Origin of the sequence: Mesorhizobium sp. M0145 (genome assembly GCF_040322355.1) — a bacterium.
In the GTDB taxonomy this organism is placed as follows: domain Bacteria; phylum Pseudomonadota; class Alphaproteobacteria; order Rhizobiales; family Rhizobiaceae; genus Mesorhizobium.
Genome location: NZ_JAMYTK010000008.1, coordinates 55886 through 72833, shown reverse-complemented (window position 1 = coordinate 72833; position 16948 = coordinate 55886). Strand labels below are relative to the sequence as shown.

The window sequence follows — 16948 nt, the reverse complement described above, 5'->3', positions numbered from 1 at the left end:
CAAATTGCTCCCTAGGGGCCGACAGCCGACTGGCGCCTTCAGGCTGTGGATCTTTCGGAGCGGATATTCCGGTCGGCGCGGGCATCGTCGTGACCTGAACCCGAGCGGACTTACGTCTGTCACGGCGTGAACGGTAGCTTTGCGCCTCATGTTGGCTTGTTCAGCGTTGCGATTCTCGATCCTGTAAGCTGCCGTCGCTAATCGCGCGGCACCGCCGACTGGATCGCTGCGACGACGGCGCGATCTTCGCTGAGCGTGGCCCGGATGAGCGCAAGCAGGTGGTCCGTCGTCGCTCCGCGCGTGCCGACATAGCCCGAGCGCACCAGCTCGACGAATCCCTCGCCGCGCAGGTAATGGCCGCCGAGCTGGCGGTAGTTGATCCTGAGCCCGCCCTTCGGTCCCTCCAGCTCGCCTCGCTCGGCGAGGTGCTCCAGGTGCCCCAGGCTGAGCAGGATGCCGGACGTCGTGACTGCGGCGTTGCGCTTCACCAGCTTGAAGAAGAACGCGCCCGGGTGCAGCCGATAGTCGCCCGTCGGCTCCAGGTCGCGGTCGAACCGTTTCATCCGCGCGACCTCGTCGCGGAACTGGTCGTTGATCCGGACGAGCCATTCAGGCTCCTCGGGCCGTCCGAACGACCAGCCGTCCACCTCGACGGTCTCCTTCCCTCCCGGCTGGGGCTCCATCATCTTGTACTGGACCATAACCAGCGCGCCGCGGCTCTCATTGAGGTAGATGAGATCGACGCCGAGCAAGTGCTCGAGCGGTCGGTGGTTGGCGGTCCAGATGTCGAGCTGTTCGCCGAGCCGGGCGAAGGTCGCGCGCCCGGTCACGTCGCTGTCGATGAAATCCCAGCCGGGCACCCAGCGCGCGTCATGCTCGATGACGGCGTCCTCGCGGAGCGGCACCGTCGCCAGCGCCGTGTCTCGCCCCGACAAGGAGATTGATGCCGCCTCGTCGGTCGCGCCGAACGCTTTCAGCGCGAGGCTTACCGCGTCCTGCTGGAGCGCACGGGCGCTCGTGAACCGCCGCTCCCGCTCGTGCTCAGCCAGGATGCGCTGGAGCGCCGGCGTGTTATCGGACACCTCGTTCAACAGCTCGACGATCCGCTCTCCCAGGCGCTCGGAAACCGCCCGGTAGTCGGTCGTATCCGCGGCCAGCGCCGCGGCGTGGGGCCGCAGTTGCGGCTCGACGATGCCCTCCAGGAGCAGTATGGAGAGCGACGACGTCACTGGTAGCACGAAGTCGAGGACCACGCGCGAATCCAAGGTGGCGGTCGCGCCGACTGACCTGACCCTGCCGACCAGCAAGGAGAAGCCAAGCTCCGCCAGCTCCGCGCCATCGAGCTCGTCCTCGGCAAAGATCTCGATTAAGGCGAGGCCACCTCGGCGGCCGGTGCGCGCCACCTCATGCGGGAAGGTCAGCGAGAAGCGGCGCGTTCCCCGTCGGGTCGAAGCGATCGCCTGCCATTCGCGGACGCTCAGCCGCAGCCGGGAGATCCCGTGCCGCACGATCGTCGCGAGCTGATCAGGCGCGAGCGGCATCGGTCATTCTTTTCAAGTGGGTCTCGCAGTGCCACATGAGCGCCAGCTGATTAAGCTGGTCGGCTTCGCACCTCCGTTTCGACCGTTCTGAGTGCCTTGGCCACTGCCCAAAAGCGGACGTCATCGACAGCAATCCCTCTCGATCCGCCAACAAATCGTGTGCCCACGAAAACGGCACAAGGATCCGGACGCAAGAATGCGTGGGAACAACTGCGGCCTCCTGCCATCTACGGCTGGACAGGTCAAGCAGGAGACTTACTGTTGATCAATTCGGAATCTGGTAGGTGATTCGGAAAATGTCGAAGTATCCGCGTCTTGAATATAGCATGGATGACGTCCGCGCGGCTGGCAAAAGGCTCGCGGGTAAGGTCTATTTCGATTCTGCCAACTACCGTGAGGCCCTCGAGACCTTCACGGTCGCCAACTCGTGGCGTGATTCCCACATCCGCCCGACGCGCAGCATCCGTGCCTCGGTTCGCAGCCACATGCGACAGGCCTGCATTCCCGGGGATATGGCTTCCCGGCCGAAACGGATGTCGTCCATACGGCGCAAACTCGGGGATACGACCATCAGGCTCGACCAGATGCAGGACCTGGGAGGATGCCGGGCGATTCTGAACGACATCGATGGCATAGACAAGCTCGTGGACCGCATTAGGGGACGCTCCCCGCACGGAATTCGCAGGGAGTGGAATTACATCCAGAACCCGAAGGAGGACGGCTACCGGAGTCACCACATCTCCCTTGAGTTCCAGCCGAACACCCGGCAGGACGACGCCTACGTCGGGCGGCGTATCGAACTGCAAATCAGGACCCGGCTCCAGCATTCATGGGCGACCGCCGTTGAGGCTGTCAGCCTCTACCGGAACCAAGACCTCAAGCACCACAAGGGTGACGCCGACTGGCTGCGGCTGTTCGTGCTGGCCGCGGCCGAGTTCGCACATGTCGAGCGCTGCCCACTGCCGGAGGGGGTGCCCGAGCGTACGGAACGCATTCGGGAACTGAAGGACCTGAACGCCCGGCTGGGCGCGGTGAGCATGCTCCAGAACATCAGGGCCGCCACCCACTTCGCCGAGAACTTCGTCTACGAACGGGGCCGCTACTACTTGATCCGGTACCATCCCGACCATACGGTGAAGATCAAGACCTATCCGGACACAATGTCGGCCACGTATGAACTCGGTATCGCCGAGAGGGCAATCGAGGCGGGCGAGAACCAGGAAAAGGTCGTCCTCGTGCAGGTCGACAAGATCGACAAGCTCGTCGCCACCTATCCGAACTATTTCGGTGACGTCAGCCTCTTCATTCGGAATCTGCAGCTTGCCTGCCTTGGCAGGCCCGGCCTTGAGTACACCATTGCGCCGCAGGAGGTGGTCAGGCCTCGAGAAATCGAAAAGCCGAACTTCGGCCTCCTGCACAGGCGCTACACCCAGTGGATCGAGCCACGGCGGTAGATCAGCCAAGGGAAGCTTCCGGTGAGTCACGGCCCATGTTCCCGTTCGGATAGATCGGTGGGGAATGTCCGGAAAAAAGGGTTTCGGGAATACCCAAGGCTCATAGTCTGGCGCTCAGCGTCGGCAGTTGGCGCATCCGGCTCATTTTCAATCTGCTGCTGAGTGGCTGCCATGTACATACGGGAGTATTGACACTCCTCAAACAGACCGCACAGTATACACCAAATTCGCGATTTGCGGGTCTATCTCCTTCATCCCCACTATGTTCACCATGCCAAGACTACGGTCGCAGGTTGGTCGCGGCCGGTATATCGGCAGCATTTAGTTGCATTAGGATCCCCAGTGCATCCTTAGCCGGCACGAACGACTGATCATACCCGAACGCGTGCCAGTCGATTTCGGTCCGGGCTCCAAGTTGATCTTGGTGAATCTTGTTTCGTACGGCTTTGACGCCACGCACCTTGTTGTCGAGATTGAGTGCTCCGTGTGGATCGGCTTCCGCCACCAGGGCGCCAATCCAATTGTCGGGTGTGATCCGTGGCGCTGCAGCGCCATCGTCGTTCTGATTGCGCAGCCAAATGGCCGAGCCGATTCCTTCACACACGGAGAATACGCCGACGCAGAACTCGAACGTAATAAGCTGACAATAGGGCTCAAATAGAACGGCCCGGTTGGAGACCCGAGTCGCATGCGGCACGATCAGAGCGGCTTTCATCTCTAGCCCCACGAAAATGTGTTTAAGGTTGGAACGCAGGCGCCCTCTGACATCGGCATGAAGTCCGGCGGGGATCACACCATTGAGCCACGGTTCCCATTCCGAGGACGTTGAAAGGTGAACATAGCCCGGCGGGTTCTCCGGATATTGTGCGAGATAGTACACGCCCCTCTCCCAAGTTATTTGTGCGTCAGCGACAAGATACATGAAAGGAACTTAGCCACTAGCCAAGACACAGGTCGTCTTCTCCGGCCCAGTCGAATTAGGTGTTGTTGTTAACGTCGCACGATGCGGGAGCTCCTGAGGTCTATGGTTGGTTGAACCCCCAAAGGAGGCGAAGTCATGAGCAAGCCTTTCGACCTCCTTCGCGAGCTCTCCCGGTTCGGCGAAGGCACGGATATCAACCTGAACGACGCGGCCATACGATCGGCCTTCGGACTTCATGTCGAGCAGCAATCGATCGCGCCCTGAAGGACTCATCCTTCTTCAGGGGCAGCGCGCCGAAGCAATGTTCGAGGCACTTGTCGTGAGCTTGGGCGACGTCCAGCTCATCAAGCCGGAGGACGGTGGACGGGTGTTTGCGTCCGAAAGATGCAGCCCCCGGATTTCAGGGTCGTCTTGGAGGACGGGACGAATTGGCTGGTCGAACTGAAGAACGTCTATGCGCGCAACGCTTTTCGTCAGCGTCGCTGTCTCCTGACGCGCGACTACCGCAAGTCTCTTGACCGCTACGCCGCGGCGACGGGAGGAACGCTCAAGCTGGCGATATTCTGGGCACGCTGGTCCATATGGACGCTCGTCGATCCCGAAAAGCTCGCCCCGGGTGGCGGCGATCTAACCCTCGATATGATGGAAGCCCTCAAGGTGAGCGAGATGGCATCGCTCGGCGACGAATCGCTTGGCATGCGAGCGCCGCTTCTTCTCCGCCTGACGATGGATCCGGAGCGGACAAGCCCGATCGCGCCAGATGGCACCGTGCACCTGACCATCGGTAAAGCGGAGATCTTCAGCGGCGCATTCGAGCTGTCGGACCCGTCGGACCAGCAGATCGCATGGACCGTGATGCAATATGGCGACTGGGAGATCGGGGAGCCGAGAGCAGTGGTTGACGGCGACCGGTTGATCACGCTCGACTTCGACTGCGCTCCCCCCGAACTGAGCAATCAAGGGTTCGAAACCGCAGGTTTCCTCAGCCGCATGTTCGCCCGGTACTATGCGGACCGCACGATCGAAAATGGCGAGGTCGTCCGCATCGCGGCGCCGGCGCAGCCGGAATGCTTCGGGGCGCTGCGTCAGAAAGGCGGCGACGGACGAATGCCGCTGTGGCGCTTCACACTTGGAGCCGAATTGCGAAGGCCAGCTGATCCGAGCGTAGGCGATGTCCGCTTTTGGAAGTCGGCCCATGCAGCTTTGACGACCGACATTGGGCATTCCTGACGTTCAGTCTGTCACTGGTATGGGCCAGAGAAGGGCTTACCAAGGGGCTTCAGTGTCTTTCATCAGAAGTCTGAGACAGCCGCGAAGAGCCAGCTCACTCCTTCATAGCGAACGTCGGATTTCGGTGGCTGTATTTGTCATCTGCGTCGGCCCATGCGTTCCAATCGATCCAGATTGGGAGGTTTTCGTCGTGAGCATCCCAAACTGTGATCTCCCAGTTCGGCTGTTTTCTCCGGCAATGCCTGGCGTGTGCCTCGGCATCTCCACTGCCGTCGACATCGAACGTGAGGCCAAGCGCGGCGTCGCTGATGATGTCCGTCCACCAAAAGCGAACGCGTGTTGGCGACCAATTCATGAAGAGGCTGGTTTCGATGAGGCCAACGAATTGGTTCTCTCCGGGGCGTCGCGCGAGAACGACCGCGCCGTTCAGTTTCGGCCGATCTCGCTTCCAGGACAGTATTTTCATCATTTAGGTTCCAATCGTCGACAAAGCTCCGGCAGCGGCGGGCTCGGCCCGTCGTCAGGATGAAGATCTCCAGTTCAGCGTTTAGGTGCCGCCGCCAATCCGTTGTGCGACTTAGAGGTTTCAGAGCGCGGGCTAAGTCTGCCCGCGCCCCGCAAGGATGGCCGCCAGTTCCCGTCCGGCAATGCGGGATTGCGCGCCTTCGATGTAGTGCTTCTCGGTCATTGCAAACGATCGATGGCCGAGCAGATCCCTCGCCAGCCGTACGTTTTCGGGGTCGGCGATCGAGATGAAGGTTGCTGCGGCGTTTCGGAAGCGATGTGGGCTGACCTCGAAGCCGAGACCTAGCCGCGTCCACTTGATGATGCGCCTCCTGATCATCTTGTCGGTCATCGGCCGCCCTTCGTACGGCCACAGACTATTGTGTGTGTCAGCACCCGGGAACTCCGGACGGATCTGATCAAGATAGATGTCCATACAGCGAGACAGTCGCTCTGACAGCTCGTACTCCTCTGCGGTCCTGGTCTTGGTGTTTTCTGCCGGCACAGTCAGGCACCATCGTTGGCCGACCCGCATCATGTGGTCATCGATCTGCAGGCGCGAGAACGCACCCCTGCGCATGGGCGCTTCCACCAGCGTGGCAATCAGCAGACCGTCGCGATAGGCGATGGCGCAGCTCTTCGTAAGGCGTCCCAGTGCATTTGCTTTGATGAGGGCACGATCCATCAGTCGCAAGCCAAGAGCATAGAGATCCGAGCTCAGCACTTGGCGATGCTTCATCGGCACCGCCTTTACCGCAATCCGCCTGGAGATGCGGTAGAGCCACCGCCAGTCACGATGCGGACAGAATGCCCGGATCGTGTAGAACAGGCGTGCAAGGCAATGGACGATGGTGGTCTCGCGGCAATTTTCGCGCAGATACTCGACGTAGTCCTCGACGCGGCTCTGGTCGACACGATCCCCGGGCTTGAGTTCGAGGGCATCCGGGAAGATGTGGGACAGGAAGCCCAGCCACAGGCCGTAGTCGACCTTCCTGCTATACTTGGTTGCCGGGGCCAGGGATGACCCTGGCCCGCTGTCGAAGACATCGATGGCTTCGAAGACACGCTGGAACAGCTCCCTGTCCTGCGACGGCCAGGCATCAAACGGCATTCCGCTGTTGAGGTGACGTGTCATTCCACGTCCTCCAACTGGCGGCGCCGGGACCGGGTGGCATCGATCTTGGCGCGACTCTCGTAGAGAGCCTTTGCCAACAGAGCATTGTGGTGACGTCCTGCGCGCCGGGTATCGAGCCCGGCATAGAACGTCGCTGTCGTCTCCAGCTTCTTGTGGCCAAGCAGGTGCTGCACAACTACGTGGCCGCCCGGGCTGGAGTCCAGGATGGTCTTTGCCGCCAGATGCCGGAAAGCGTGAGGATTCATATGCATGCCGACATACTGCTTGAAGTAGCGCTCCACGAGATAGCGCACCGTCGCGAAGCCCTTCACGCTGCCATCCCCGTTTTCGAAGAGGTGCTTCGGCTTGTGGCCGAGCACCGTAGGCGCAATCACGTCGCGATATTCGATCATGCGTGCCGCAAGCTGTGGCGGGAGGTCGAACTCAAGGGACTCGCCCGTCTTCGTCTCATCGGCCGACAACATCAGCGTCGACGTGCCCTCGTCGCGAAGGAACAGGTGCTGATCGAATGCCAGAGCCGTCAGGTTCTTCAGGCGAACCGGCACAAACATCAGCATTTCGATGCCAAGGGCAGCCTGGGACTCCGCCAGGCGCCAACGGTTGCGCCGCTGGCTGTTCCGCACGTCCAGCCACATGCGTTCCGGCGCAGTCAGGAAGCGCTTCTTGAGGTCCGGGTCATCGAACCGCATGACCAGAAGCTTGTTCTTGCGCGTCATCCCGAAGGTCGGTGGCGGTACCTTCCTGGCTAAGCGCTTGAGTTCAGCGAGAGTCTCTTCGTCAACTTTTACCCAATCGCGTGCGAGCTGAACCAACAGCTGAGCCGAGAAGAAGTTCTCGTAGGACGGCTGTCCGTTGGTGACTTCGTGCCTCTTGCGAAGAATGCGCCTGAAGGCATCGACCGCAACCAGGTCAGCGATGCTCTGAATGGAGGCGACGTCCACGCCGGTCTGCACCAGCGTGCTCGCCGCCAAATGGACCCGGCGGAAATACCCATCGAGCGTAGTCTGCTTCAGGCACGTCGGGCGGGCATTATCGGCGAACACATCGTCGCCGTGAGCCCATGCAGCAAAGGCATTCCAGTCGGCGAGAAAGCTCTCTGGAAACCCGGTCGGCGGAACGCGGGTGCGGCGCGAACGCGACACAGGGACATCGACCTTCTGCAGGCGCTTCTCGGGGAAGATGTCGACGATTTCATTCCACACCTTGGCCATGCTGCGATAAACTTGATACAGGTTCGGACGCAGCGAACTATTCTCCATGTCTGCCATGACGCGTTCGACAACACGCGAATTCACCTCGTGCGGAGCAATCCCCGCACGGCTGCACCAGTTTATCAACCGGGAGAGGCTGTTCTGATGGATCGGAAGCCGCAGCCTGTTCGAGAGCTCGGCCCACTCAGGTGATTTGGGCCGGCGCCCAGTCCGCCGTTCAAAGATGCCGGGGACGAGTTCGCTCTTTGTGATGGCAGTGAGGGACAGGCTTTTCACATTGGCAAATGTTTTGGGCCTGATCCCAAGGGCGGCCGGCTCCATCTGACCAAAGAGGTTCCTGAGGTCTGCAACGGTGGCGGGTATGTTATTGAGACTCTGCCCGGCCCATTTTTCAAGGCTCCGCAAGGCGGACTCAAGTTCCTGGCGTTTCAGCGAAGAAAGACCAGGGTGGGACAGCACAGCAGTAAGCACCTCATTCATTTTTGGTGCCGGGGTAAAGATCATGGTCATCGTATTCACTCCTATTCCATGGGTTGAAAAAGCAACAACCGGTGTTCCCGGCAGTTGTGGTTAGGAGCAGATTTCGGGAATACTGTCTTCTACGAAACATATAAAGGCGTAGAAGAAGTTCCCCTACGGCCCAGGCGGTATGACAAGCCATTTGGCTATATCCTTTCCCGCCCTCTCGATCCGACGTATCGGGTTTCGAGACACCGCAGTTGTCCGCTGCTCAAGCCAAGCAAGACAACAAACTCTTGAGAATTTCAAATGGATTAGCAGTTTAACGTTAAAATTAACGTTAATTCGTATCGTTAAAGACGATACTGTTGGGCAAATGACTATAGTATTACTCAATTGTTGGTAAATTACTGCTCACGATACTGCCATACGTCACAAGATCTATATTACCACATCATAGGGGAATGACTAGTCTATGATTTCCGTATGCAATTTGTATTTCTGAATATTTTTTTTGGACGGCCGGCTCGCTTTTTCCTTTATGCATTTAGGGCTCCAAAGCGCCGGAGCGATGTCGCGTTAGTCCGACAGAATGAAAGCCCAGAGATGAATTCCCAGGGTCCCCGCGGCCTGTTTCCAGCTTGACCCGGTAACTGCGGAAAGATCGCTACGTGCCTGCACATTCTGTTAGCTCTAGGAGTAATGCGGCGGCGGCGGCAGTGTGCTGCGCCTCTCGGCGCTCCGATCTGGCAGTATCCCCCCAACCGACCGTGAGCCGCTGACCCAAATTTCTTGACACGCATGAACTCATCTGCCAAGATTTGTGTTAGATGGCAGCTGTGGGACAGCTGACATTTCCCCCCGTACAGTATCAGTAGGCTGAGATGCTGTGGCATACTTCAGCTTGTCATGATGTTTATCTGCGCGGCGTTTGAGCGTTGATGCGGTTATCTCATCGGCATCTTCTGAGAAGTCAGCGCTCAAGTCCGGGGAATCCTAAACCTCAATTTGACAAAGGAGCCGACATGGCAACCCATTCCGCATCTGACATCAACTACAGCGACAAGCAGACTGAAATTCTATCACGTGCATCGGTTTCCCGGCCGCAGGACCTTCCGACGCCCGAACAGAAGCTTCTCTTCGCGAATGCCGGCATTGAGACGAAGTCCGAAGACCCGGTCGACGAGTATCGTTTGAAGCTGGACACCGTTCGCATGAAGGCGGCAGGCATCCTGCCGACTCCTCGCATTCAACTTCAGTACGACATGGACTTCGTTTCAAGAGGACGGTTTGAACGGTCGACTGATTCATCGGCGAGATCAATGACCGACTCCCAGTACGTCGCTGCGATGATGGCTGTGTTGCCATTCGCCGATGAAGAGTCGGCACTCATCATCAACCGGATGCTGCCGCACTACGCCAAGTCCCCCAACTGAGCGGGCGCATGATTGCGCATCGTGTCGACGGTGATTACTGCGATGAGATACCGCGGGACAGGTGCGTAACGATTGTTTTGCATCTCGCGGAGGTGGCACTCCGGAGGTCTTTGGGGACCCTGTTGGGAAACAGGCTCGCCTGCGCCGGAAGAGTACATAGGTTTTCTAGCCCTACTCCACCCGGGGAATTCCCCTCACTCGTCACTTGTGACAGATGACACAGCCAGCCGAGGCCTCGTCGATCCCGTAGACGTCATCGATGGTAGGGGTCTGATTGCCGGCAAGCGGATTCACGCGGCGCCGAGCCAGCAGGCGGGCGCGACGCTGCTCGAACTCGCGCTCGATCTCTTCAACCCGCGCGGGCGAACTCAGCTCATCCAGCCCCTCGCCCTGGCTCCATGTGAAAGGCGACCCGTGATCACGTGCGGTCTTTTCGTAGCCCTTGGCTTCTTCGAACGCAGCGGGGTGCTCTCGCTTCAGCCGCACCCACTCAATCTTCTGCTGGAAGAAACAGAATGTGCACCCGGACCGAGTCCGCCACCGATAGTACTCGGGTTCGCCCAAGCCCGCGCTCTCAAGCGTCTCAATCACACCTGCCCGACTGATGCCGTCTTCCCGCAGAGGGAAGTGGACCTGCATATTGCCGTGCGTCGCCTGATATCCCTCACGGGTAGGTTCATCTGCCCGGATGGCGACATATGAATGGATAATCACGCCGGCGTCGAGGTCATCGCGCAGCCAGTGCTCGAGCGGTCGGAGCTTGAGCTGCCGGGTACACCACCGGGTTTTGGGCGAAGGCAAGAAGTGGTTGTATTCCTTAAGCCAGAAGTCGAAGTCCCGGTCGGGATTGAGCCTGGTGATCGGCTTTCCCAGGAAACCCTCGAGCTTGTCGAGAAACGAATAGACCTCGGCCAGCTCCTTACCTGTATCGGTGAAAAAGTACTCCAGATCGAGTTCCGGCCGCGTTTGCCGCATATGGACGGCAAGGGCCGCGCTATCCCGCCCACCAGAAATCCCTAGGATGTGACGCTCGCGCACCTGGGTCATGCTGGCTCCATCCCTTTGCTGTTCGATAGCCGCTCAACTATGCGGGCTAGGGCGGCGAGTTCGACCGCCGGTCTCATTCCCCTGCCGCGGAGCCGCGCCATTAGGTCGTCCGCGGCTTGGTCGGCCGCCTCAAGCTCCTTCTCGGATACCTGAAAGGCGTGGAAGTGGGGCTTCTCTTTCGGGTTCAGGCCGACCATCACGGAAATTGCCTGTGACGTCGGTGAGCGACCGCGAACGGCGGCAAACGTCTCTGCCTCGCGGAAGCGCAGGCACAGTTTGGCGAGTTCGAACATCGCTTGTTCGTGTTCGCGGTCCGACCAGTTGCGCGGCGGCTTGTGGACCAACAGGCTCGCTAGACCCTCAATGTCGCCGTCTGCTCCCTCGAACGCGCCGGCACGCATGATGAACGCGTCCACTCTCAGCTCGGCCGACACCCCTGACGCCGTTGAGGACCGTGATCCAATCCCCTCGAATGTCTTGGGATCTACCCCCAGATTCTCCGCGAGGCTCTTGCGAAGAACATCAAGCATTTTGGGATATGCGTACTCGGCCTTGTTGAGAGCAGAGACCACGGTCACGGCCGGGTCGGGATCTCCCTCGAGGGCTGCCGCGAGGTCGGAAAACAGCAATGCCTCCGGATCGCTCGCCTTGAGCACAATATCCCTGACCTTTCGAACCTTGTCGTCCAGCGTCTGAGTGCGCTGCGCCCATAGGGGAAGAGCATGAAAGCGTTGATAAAGGGCCGATGCGACAGGAAGTGCCTTTGCCTCGATAGGGCTTGTCTTGCTCGAAAGAAGAGCCGCCAGCTGCTGAACGAAGGCTTCGTCGCGCTTCGAACGCGAGATACGGCGGAACTCGATGACCCCGGGCTCCTGGAGGATTCGGTCCGCCACCACATCATCGATGGCTGGCTGGAAAATGCCGTCGACATACAGGGCTACTGCATTTCGGTGGGCCAGCAGATAGGACAGCACCAGAACCGGCATAACTCCCCGCTTGATGCCGTACGGCCTGGCCGCCCATCTGTCGAACAGCTCGGCCAGGTTTACTCGCTTCTCATTGAGCTCCGCCCACGCAGGCTTCAACGTCTTGCCCGCTTTGTCTTCTCCGGGATCGGCAAAACGCCAAATGCCCTTTTCGTCCTGCCGGTGAAGACCCAGCGGTCGAAGGATTGTGATGTAGAGGCCGCGTTCGACGGGGTAGTTCTCGATGCCCAAATCCGCGATGTCCGCCTTCGAGACCATGGCATGAATCAGTGTTCGCAGGCCCGCCATGGCGGCTGAAGAGGGCTTATCTCGATAAAGCAGCTCGGATTGGATAACAGGCGCACTACTGAACGCAGCTGTCGAGAGCGCCGACGCGACAACCGTTAATTCCCTGCCATCGAGTTTTCTGCCCCCCCCGTCTTTTGCACCTTCGCCGAAGGCCCACCAACGTGCCGACGAGAAAGCCTTGAGAAGGTCGCTTCTCACAATCTCGGCAATCAGCGTCTTGCGGGCGGACAGTTCCCGGCGTGCGATGCGATCTCCCTCGAGTTGTGGATGCGTTTCCTCAATGCGATCCAACGCGTAGAGATCCGTCGCATGGTCTCTCAGCAAATAGACCTTCTCGCTTGCCGCTACACCGCCAAGTACCCCGAGCTTTTCGAGTTCTATGCTCAGCTGCTTCGCCGCCACTTTGATTGGCGCTTCGAAGGTTCGGGCATCGGGCAGCAGCATGATCAGGAGACCTGCGGACCGCCGCTTCGTTTTCGCCAGCGAGGCGGCCGTTCTCTTGGCCCATGTGGCGGGGCTCTGCGGGCTATCATCGGCAAACTGAATGACGACATCGAAGGTGCGCAGCGCCCCAGTCGAAAAATAGTGACTCTTGGCAGCGATCGGCCCGACACCCAGCCGCGACGGCAAGTCGGCGAGCACGTCCGCATCGAGCTTCAGCGCGACTTTGGAGATGGCCTCGTCGAGGTCGAAGTCGCTGCCGGCGAACAGGGCATACCCGCCAAGTCGCGGCTGCCGGATGAGGATGGCCCGATTGACCAATTCGTTGATGGTCGCGGTGACCTCGGCCTTTTTCGCTTCAGGTGCACAAAGCGAGAGGATGTCGTCGGCAACCGATAGTCCAGAGCCGTTCCTGAACAATTCGACAACTGCCGCGGCCTTCGCCAATTTTGTCGCCAGCGGCCCGTATAGCGCGGCTTTCTCCACGGCCTCCATAGCCAGTGTCATTCGGTTGCTTTCCGGACCAACCGATAAGGCGCTGCCGAAATTGGCCACCAGGTAGTCCCAAAGCTGATCCGGTCCATACCAGGCATCCTCGGTAACCTCAGTGCGTGCAAGGTGCGCCTGAAATCCACTGGGTTCGGAAGAAGACAGAAATCCGAAGACGCTCCGCTCGTTTTGTGCGAACCGCTGCCGCGATACCGGACCCAGCAACAACGCCGAAACCGGGTGCAACGGCCAGGTCTGTGCGAGAACTTCCGTGAGCGCGGCCACATCGACCGGGCGCCGATGCGAAATAGCTTCGGCCGTTCGTTCAGCTATCGCCTTGGCGCTTGCAGGAGCGTGATCGCTGCCAATGGCTCGCGCGATAAGTGCGGCAACTTCGTCGGCTTGCGCGACGAAGGGAACGTTCTGATAGCGGCCCTGCACCTTTGCCCATTCGTTCCGTCCCGTGCGGCTTAGGCGATTGGCATATTGCTCGAAGGACTGATGCAGGATGCCGACAATGACCAACCGGCCATCGGAACGCGCCGCCCGCTCGGCGAGGTCCTGCAGGATGTGAACGTCTCCGGCAGAATTCGTGGCATGCTCGAGGAACTTGCCGAGCTCATCGATGACGATGAGCAGGCCGCCCTTTTGACGTGCGTGGGCCTCCAGTGAATCAATGAGTGCTCGTTCGTCATGGGCAGCATCAATTGTCGCCTGCGGCCACTCGAATGCCCTTGCAGCCGCTTCCGCCAATGCGGCTGCAAGGCTCGTGCGTCTGCCCGTCAGTGCGAGGACGTCCCACGAGCGGCCACGCCCTGGAAAGGCCGACGAGAACTGGTCGGATAGTTCGGATCCAACAATCCCTTCGGCGAGGGTGCGCTGCTTTTTGTTGCCAGCGACAAGGTTGGCAACGAGTAGCGCAGCACAGGACTTGCCGCCACCATATGGCCCCGTCCACGTGAACGCGTATTGGGAACCGTCCGCGATCCCCGTCAGCATTGCTACGAGCGACTTGCGTACGCTGGCCTGCAGCACGTAGCCGGTGAGGGGCGGCGTACCATTAAGGTCGGTGTCGATCCTGGCAGAAAGCGCGAAACGGCGTTCTACTTTGACGATGTCGGCAAGCTTGCTCATGCGGCCCTCCGAACCCGGTACCCGTCTCTTATGAGTCCGAGTTCGTCGATCTCTCCGAGACGGCCATTCAGCGCGACTTGACGAAGCCCCGCCGTGTCAGTCCACACCATCTTGCCGCCGGTCGCGTCCCCGATACTCAGCAAGCGAGCAACTAGGCTGTCCTCATCAAGCTTGAAGATCCGACCCGGCGATCCGGGTCCATACTGCGCCTGCTCCACCGAAATTGTCGGCGATAGGCCGTGATGGCGCTCCCAGAAGCGTTTCAACACGAGGGCGAAGATGCTGTCTTCGAGCGTCGGTTTCTGCCCGCGGACGAATTCGAGTTGCCCGGTCGAGCGGAGCTCGCGCAACAAGCCGAGTTCGACCAAAAGCGGTTCGGCTGCATCTTCGCCGGTATCGGCGTGGCGCGGCGCATAGCTGCGCACGAACACTTCGACGTCGCGTTTCAGAGTCTCGGGAGTGGCTTTCGCCGTCGCTCGCGCATCAACGATGGAAGCCATAGCCCTTACGAGATCTTCCCGCGTAAAGGCGATCTGATTGAGGAGGTTGAACGCGTAGTAGAACGTCGTTGCGGCATACGGTTCGCTCACGAGATTGGCATGTATGAGCCAGAGGGTCGATGGATGTTCCAGGTAGGGATCCAGTCCACTGCCATCTGAAAAAATCATTCGGCCTAAATCACTGGCCTTCAGATGGGTGGCGCCATCCTCCAGGATCTTTGTAGCCAAAGCCCAGTGACGCATGGACAGCGCCATGTTCCTGCCGACACCGAAGGTGGCGATTGCGCTTTGTTCATGAAATGTTCTACGATCGATTCCGTCCGGACCGGACGCGGCATCGAAGGCTTTCTTTAGCCACAGGAGCCGGAGCGAAAAGGTCTCGTGGCCTGAAACGCGTATCGCGGTGGCCGGATCATAAAGGTCGTTCAACATGGAGCGGATGCTACTGGAGGTCGCCACCAGCAGCAATCCCTACCGGCCGACTATTTCGGAGAGCACGACTGCTGCCTCCGTAGCGTCGGCTTCGCTATTGTACCGCGAAAAGTACAACCGAACAGTTTCCGAGGCTTCTTTCTGGGTGAATCCCATGCGGAGCAGCACATATGACGCAGTAATCTGGCCGCTTGTGCAAGCTGATCCTTCGGAAATCGCGATCCGGTCTCCAGACCTAGAAATGATGGACATCGCGTCATTGCCAGGAAATCTAAGGCTAAGGCTTCCAGGGACTCGATTTTGCTCAAAAACACTTTCAACGAATTGCACCTGTCTGCTGCGTAGCTCTTCGAGGAACAAGACCGACAGGTTTCGCGAGTGTGCTGCATCAGCGCCAAGCCTCGTCCTAGAGACCTTGGCGGCCATGCCGAATCCAACAATGAGCGGCGTAGGCAGGGTCCCGGGGCGGATACCCGCCTCCTGACTCCCACCGAAAAGCACCGGCAGAGGCCTCAGTTGGGATGCGGCCGACACGAACAGCGCACCAATACCCATGGGACCGTACATTTTGTGCGAGGACAGACTCGCCAGATCGAACTCTGCGCAATCCAAGGCGAGCTTTCCGACTGCCTGCGCAGCGTCTACATGAACGAGAGCCCTTGCCGCCCGAGATACGCGGATAACATCGGCGAGCGGTTGGATCGACCCTACCTCGTTGTTCACGGCCATCACCGAGACCAACAGCGTCCGGTCGCTGACCAGGCGCTCCAGCGCCGGGATATCGATGACGCCATTGACATCGACCGGAGCCTCGATGATTCGGAAGCCGGCACTGCGGAGTGAACCGGCGGATGCGAGCACGCTCTTGTGCTCGATAGCTGACACGACGATCTCCCGCCGATCGATCCCGGCTTCGAGTGCGGCGAGCGCGGTGCCCCTTAACGCGATGTTGTTTGCTTCTGTGGCCCCTGACGTGAACACGAGTTCCTGCGGATCGGCGCCAACAAGAGAGGCGATGTCCGAGCGCGCACCCTCGACAGCCTGCGACGCCAACATGCCCCTCAGGTGAGGAGAATGCGGATTGCCGGCTTGGGCATGCCACCAAGGGGCCATTGCCTCCATGGACTCTGGCGCCAGAGGAGTTGTCGAGTGACCATCAAGATAGATCGGCATGGGCGCCTGTGACATTTGTCATCGAATCAAGCGCAACCTAATCCGGATCAGCGGAAATTCGAAGCAGGGGTCGTCGTGGCCGCAGCCACAGCCTTTTCCTGATAGAGTGTCAGCCTAGCAGGAGGGAAGAATATCATGCCGGACGGTAAGGACGTAAGCGTCAATGAAATCTACAAAGAGCAGTATGCCCATTTCCGGGCGATGAATGAGATCCTCTATAAAATCCCGCCGCTGTTTGCGGTAGCCATCGGCGGGCTTTGGTACTTCGCGGCGTCGCAGCTCAAGTCCGATAGGCTTATCGCCGTGGGGATCTTCCTCTTCGCTGCCATTGTGAGCGTTTGCAGCGTGTTCATCATGACCCGATTCAGCTTGGCGTTTAGCCGCTACATCGGAAATTTGAACAAGCTAGACGGCGACTATGCGGTCTCACTCAAAGACATGACACGGCCACCCTCAACGGTGAAAATCATCCAGTTCTTGTTATGGGCCGCGACGGTAATTTCGCTTGCCGGGGTCATATATGCCGTCGTCCTCCTGTTCTGTCCTCCGTTTCCTTCCTAGCAAAC

14 protein-coding genes are annotated in these 16948 nt (G+C 59.4%); 5 read left to right on the top strand and 9 right to left on the bottom strand.

Going from position 1 to position 16948, the window contains the following annotated elements; all coding sequences use genetic code 11:
- Nucleotides 1–197: 197 nt before the first annotated feature.
- Nucleotides 198–1541 carry a hypothetical protein gene (locus NKJ28_RS14585; RefSeq protein ID WP_352636200.1) on the bottom strand — a complete coding sequence of 448 codons (1344 nt, stop codon included), beginning with the start codon at nt 1539–1541 and terminating at the stop codon, nt 198–200.
- Nucleotides 1542–1867: 326 nt separating this feature from the next.
- On the opposite strand from NKJ28_RS14585, the gene NKJ28_RS14580 reads away from it, so the two are divergent.
- Nucleotides 1868–2995, top strand: a complete 1128-nt coding sequence (locus NKJ28_RS14580) for a RelA/SpoT domain-containing protein (protein WP_352636198.1) — start codon at nt 1868–1870, stop codon at nt 2993–2995.
- 280 nt (nt 2996–3275) lie between these two features.
- On the opposite strand, the gene NKJ28_RS14575 is transcribed toward NKJ28_RS14580, so the two are convergent.
- On the bottom strand, nt 3276–3875 hold the full coding sequence (locus NKJ28_RS14575) for a hypothetical protein (protein ID WP_352636196.1): 600 nt from the start codon (nt 3873–3875) through the stop codon (nt 3276–3278).
- Nucleotides 3876–4052: 177 nt separating this feature from the next.
- Between NKJ28_RS14575 and NKJ28_RS14570 the strand changes: the two genes are divergently transcribed.
- Nucleotides 4053–4181 carry a hypothetical protein gene (locus NKJ28_RS14570; protein WP_352636194.1) on the top strand — a complete coding sequence of 43 codons (129 nt, stop codon included), beginning with the start codon at nt 4053–4055 and terminating at the stop codon, nt 4179–4181.
- A gap of 147 nt (nt 4182–4328) precedes the next feature.
- Nucleotides 4329–5147, top strand: coding sequence for a hypothetical protein (locus NKJ28_RS14565; RefSeq protein WP_352636192.1), 819 nt, complete (start codon nt 4329–4331; stop codon nt 5145–5147).
- Between the two features lie 94 nt (nt 5148–5241).
- Here the strand turns inward: NKJ28_RS14565 and NKJ28_RS14560 are convergent, their stop codons facing one another.
- The 3 genes from NKJ28_RS14560 to NKJ28_RS14550 all read right to left on the bottom strand — a co-directional run bounded on the left by NKJ28_RS14560 (nt 5242) and on the right by NKJ28_RS14550 (nt 8507).
- Nucleotides 5242–5616 (bottom strand): hypothetical protein, encoded by a 375-nt coding sequence (locus NKJ28_RS14560; RefSeq protein ID WP_352636190.1) that lies wholly within the window; start codon nt 5614–5616, stop codon nt 5242–5244.
- Between the two features lie 129 nt (nt 5617–5745).
- Nucleotides 5746–6786 carry a tyrosine-type recombinase/integrase gene (locus NKJ28_RS14555; RefSeq protein WP_352636188.1) on the bottom strand — a complete coding sequence of 347 codons (1041 nt, stop codon included), beginning with the start codon at nt 6784–6786 and terminating at the stop codon, nt 5746–5748.
- Complete coding sequence (locus NKJ28_RS14550; protein WP_352636186.1) at nt 6783–8507, bottom strand: hypothetical protein; 1725 nt, start codon at nt 8505–8507, stop codon at nt 6783–6785. The genes NKJ28_RS14555 and NKJ28_RS14550 overlap by 4 nt, the downstream gene beginning before the upstream one ends.
- A 974-nt stretch (nt 8508–9481) precedes the next feature.
- Here NKJ28_RS14550 and NKJ28_RS14545 point away from each other — a divergent pair.
- Nucleotides 9482–9892, top strand: a complete 411-nt coding sequence (locus NKJ28_RS14545) for a hypothetical protein (protein WP_352636184.1) — start codon at nt 9482–9484, stop codon at nt 9890–9892.
- Between the two features lie 201 nt (nt 9893–10093).
- Here the strand turns inward: NKJ28_RS14545 and NKJ28_RS14540 are convergent, their stop codons facing one another.
- Genes NKJ28_RS14540 through NKJ28_RS14525 form a run of 4 tightly spaced genes read right to left on the bottom strand, consistent with a single transcriptional unit; the run spans nt 10094 to nt 16382 of the window.
- Nucleotides 10094–10939, bottom strand: a complete 846-nt coding sequence (locus tag NKJ28_RS14540) for a phosphoadenosine phosphosulfate reductase domain-containing protein (protein ID WP_352636182.1) — start codon at nt 10937–10939, stop codon at nt 10094–10096.
- Nucleotides 10936–14277, bottom strand: a complete 3342-nt coding sequence (locus tag NKJ28_RS14535) for a hypothetical protein (protein ID WP_352636180.1) — start codon at nt 14275–14277, stop codon at nt 10936–10938. Before NKJ28_RS14535 ends, NKJ28_RS14540 begins: the two co-directional genes overlap by 4 nt.
- Entirely contained in the window at nt 14274–15209 is a 936-nt protein-coding gene (locus NKJ28_RS14530) for a DUF4007 family protein (protein WP_352636178.1), read from the bottom strand. Before NKJ28_RS14530 ends, NKJ28_RS14535 begins: the two co-directional genes overlap by 4 nt.
- A 39-nt stretch (nt 15210–15248) precedes the next feature.
- Nucleotides 15249–16382 carry a cysteine desulfurase family protein gene (locus NKJ28_RS14525; RefSeq protein WP_352636176.1) on the bottom strand — a complete coding sequence of 378 codons (1134 nt, stop codon included), beginning with the start codon at nt 16380–16382 and terminating at the stop codon, nt 15249–15251.
- Between the two features lie 135 nt (nt 16383–16517).
- On the opposite strand from NKJ28_RS14525, the gene NKJ28_RS14520 reads away from it, so the two are divergent.
- On the top strand, nt 16518–16943 hold the full coding sequence (locus NKJ28_RS14520; protein WP_352636174.1) for a hypothetical protein: 426 nt from the start codon (nt 16518–16520) through the stop codon (nt 16941–16943).
- The last annotated feature ends 5 nt before the right edge of the window (nt 16944–16948 follow it).